The following is a 2,627-nucleotide window of genomic DNA, read 5'->3' on the forward strand; positions in this document are numbered from 1 at the left end:
GCTGATGTTCGCCGCCCGATCCGACCATCTGGAGCGCACCATCCGCCCGGCCCTGACGGCGGGGCGCTGGGTGGTGTGCGACCGGTTCGCCGACTCCAGCCGGGCCTACCAGGGCGCCGGCGGCGGGGTACCCGCCGACTTGATCGAGACGCTGGACGCCGCCGTGGTCGGCGACACCCAGCCGGACCTGACCCTGGTCTTCGACCTGCCGGTCGAGCTCGGCCTCGAGCGGGCGTTCGGCCGCGGCGTGTTCGAGACCCGCTTCGAATCCAAGGGGCTCGATTTCCACGAACGGCTGCGGCGCGGGTTCCGCGAGATCGCCGCGGCCCATCCGGAGCGCTGCGTGATTATCGACGCGGACGGCGATCTGGAGGCGGTGGAGGCCCGGGTCTGGGCGGCGATGTCGGAGCGGCTGCTGTGAGCGAGCATCCGCGCGACCGTTTCGACCTGGTCCCCGACGCCGCCGCCGAGGCGGCCTTCCTCGACGCCTTGGCCAAGAGCCGGCTGCACCACGCCTGGCTGCTGGCCGGGGTGGAGGGCTCGGGCAAGGCGACCTTCGCCCACCGCGCCGCCCGTCGGCTGCTGGGGGCCGCGCCCGATCCGTCGCGCGGTCCGCTGGGAGCCCGGCCGGACGATCCGGTGGCCCGCCTCGTCTCGGCCCAGTCCCATCCCGACCTGCTGGTGCTGGAGCGTCTTGTCGAGGGCGGCAAGACGAAGAAGTCGATCTCGGTCGATCAGGCGCGCGAGCTGCCGGAGTTCTTCTCCAAGAGTCCGTCGCAGGCCCGGTACCGGGTCGCCATCATCGACGCCGCCGACGACCTGAACCTCAATGCCGCCAACGCCTTGCTGAAGGTTCTTGAGGAGCCGCCTGAGCGGGGCGTCCTGTTCCTCGTCACCCATGCGCCCGGCCGGCTGCTGGCCACCATCCGCTCGCGCTGCCGCCGGCTGGCCTTCCCGGTGTGGCCGCAGCACGCGCTTGAGGAGCTGGTGCGCAACCGCACCGGCGTGACCTCGGCCGAGGCCGCCCACATCGCCGGCATGGCCGCCGGTTCGCCCGGCCAGGCGCTGGCGCTCGCCTCAGGCGCCACCCTGGAGGCCGACCAGCTGGCCCAGGCCTGGGTCGCCGCCCCCGAGGTGGACCGCGCCGAGGTGATGGCCGCCGCCGACCGGTTCCGCGGCGCCGAAGGGCAGGAGCGGTTCGAGATCCTGATGGACCGGCTCATCGCCGCGGTGAAGCTGCGCGCCCTTGAGGAGGGCCAAAGCCAGGGGCGAGCAGGGGCCGGCGCCCGCTGGGCCGAGCTGTGGGAGCGGTTGTCGGCCCTGCCGGACCGCGCCGCCGACATCAACCTGGACCGGGCCGATGTCCTCACCGGCGCCCTGGCCGAGCTGCAGCGCGTCAAGGCCGCCTCATGATCATCGACAGCCACGTCAACCTGCACGCGCCCCAGTTCGACGAGGACCGCGACGCCGTCATCGCCCGCGCCCGCGCGGCCGGCGTGCGGCTGATGGTCGAGATCTCCGACCGCCTGGCCACCTTCGAGGCCACCCACGGCCTGGCCATGGCTCACGACGACATCTGGGCCACCGTCGGCGTCCACCCGCACGAGGCGCGGCACTACGAGGACCTGACCGCGGAGCGCCTCGTGGAGCTGGCCGGGCGGCCCAAGGTGGTCGGCGTGGGCGAGTGCGGCCTCGACTTCCACTACGACCTCAGCCCGCGCGAGGTGCAGGCCCGGGTGTTCCGCACGCACATCGAGGCGGCGCGCCGCACGGGGCTGCCGCTGGTGGTGCATACCCGCGAGGCGGACGACGTGATGGCCGGGATTCTGGAGGAAGAACAGGCCAGGGGGCCGTTCCGTTTCCTGATGCACTGCTACACCTCGGGCGCGGAACTGGCGGAAAAGGCGGCGGAACTCGGGGCGTGGTTCTCGGTTTCCGGCATCGCCACCTTCAAGGCCGCCGGGGAGGTGCGCGAGATCATCGCCGCGATGCCCGCCGACCGCATCATCGTCGAGACCGACTGCCCCTACCTTGCGCCCGTGCCGCACCGCGGCCGCCGCAACGAGCCGGCGTACGTGACTCACGTCCTCGACAAGCTGGCCGAGATCCGCGGCTGGTCGCGCCACGAGGCCGAGGCGCGCACTACAGACGCCTTCTTCGCCCTCTTCGACCGCATTCCCTGGCCAGAGGGCGCATGACGGTCGCGGGTCAGCTGGAGATCGTGATCCTGGGCAGCGGCTCGTCCGGCGGCGTGCCGCGCGGCGACGGCGACTGGGGCGCCTGCGACCCGGCCGAGCCGAGGAACCGCCGCCTGCGCTGCTCCCTGCTGGTCCGTCGCCACGGCCCCGACGGCGTCACCAGCGTGGTGATCGACACCTCGCCCGACCTGCGCGAACAGATGCTGGCGGCCGGTGTGCGCCACGTCGACGCCGTCCTCTACACCCACGACCACGCCGACCAGACCCACGGCATCGACGATCTCCGCACCTTCGCCGCCCGCGCCCGCCGCCGCCTGCCGGCGTACATGGACGCCGCCACCCGGGCCGCCCTGACCCGCCGCTTCGACTATATCTTCGAGAGCCGCAACGGCTATCCGGCCCTGCTCGACGCCCACGACCTGCCGCCGC

Annotated in this window: 4 protein-coding genes; all 4 read left to right on the top strand. The window is 73.0% G+C overall.

All coding sequences use genetic code 11. From position 1 onward, the window contains the following. A partial coding sequence (tmk, locus tag RIF93_RS20015; RefSeq protein ID WP_309093201.1) for a dTMP kinase occupies positions 1–421 on the top strand: 421 nt, incomplete at its 5' end. Continuing rightward, positions 418–1,413, top strand: a complete 996-nt coding sequence (locus RIF93_RS20020) for a DNA polymerase III subunit delta' (RefSeq protein WP_309093202.1) — start codon at positions 418–420, stop codon at positions 1,411–1,413. The genes tmk and RIF93_RS20020, both read left to right, overlap by 4 nt. Then, complete coding sequence (locus RIF93_RS20025) at positions 1,410–2,198, top strand: TatD family hydrolase (protein ID WP_309093203.1); 789 nt, start codon at positions 1,410–1,412, stop codon at positions 2,196–2,198. Before RIF93_RS20020 ends, RIF93_RS20025 begins: the two co-directional genes overlap by 4 nt. Further along, a partial coding sequence (locus tag RIF93_RS20030; protein WP_309093204.1) for an MBL fold metallo-hydrolase occupies positions 2,195–2,627 on the top strand: 433 nt, incomplete at its 3' end. The genes RIF93_RS20025 and RIF93_RS20030, both read left to right, overlap by 4 nt.

The sequence above is a fragment of the Phenylobacterium sp. genome (assembly GCF_031181185.1).
Taxonomy (GTDB): domain Bacteria; phylum Pseudomonadota; class Alphaproteobacteria; order Caulobacterales; family Caulobacteraceae; genus Phenylobacterium.

Bases quoted from the DNA above. Each gene is read 5' to 3' on its own strand.
- RIF93_RS20025 (WP_309093203.1), top strand. From the start codon at position 1,410: ATGATCATCGACAGCCACGTCAACCTGCACGCGCCCCAGTTCGACGAG.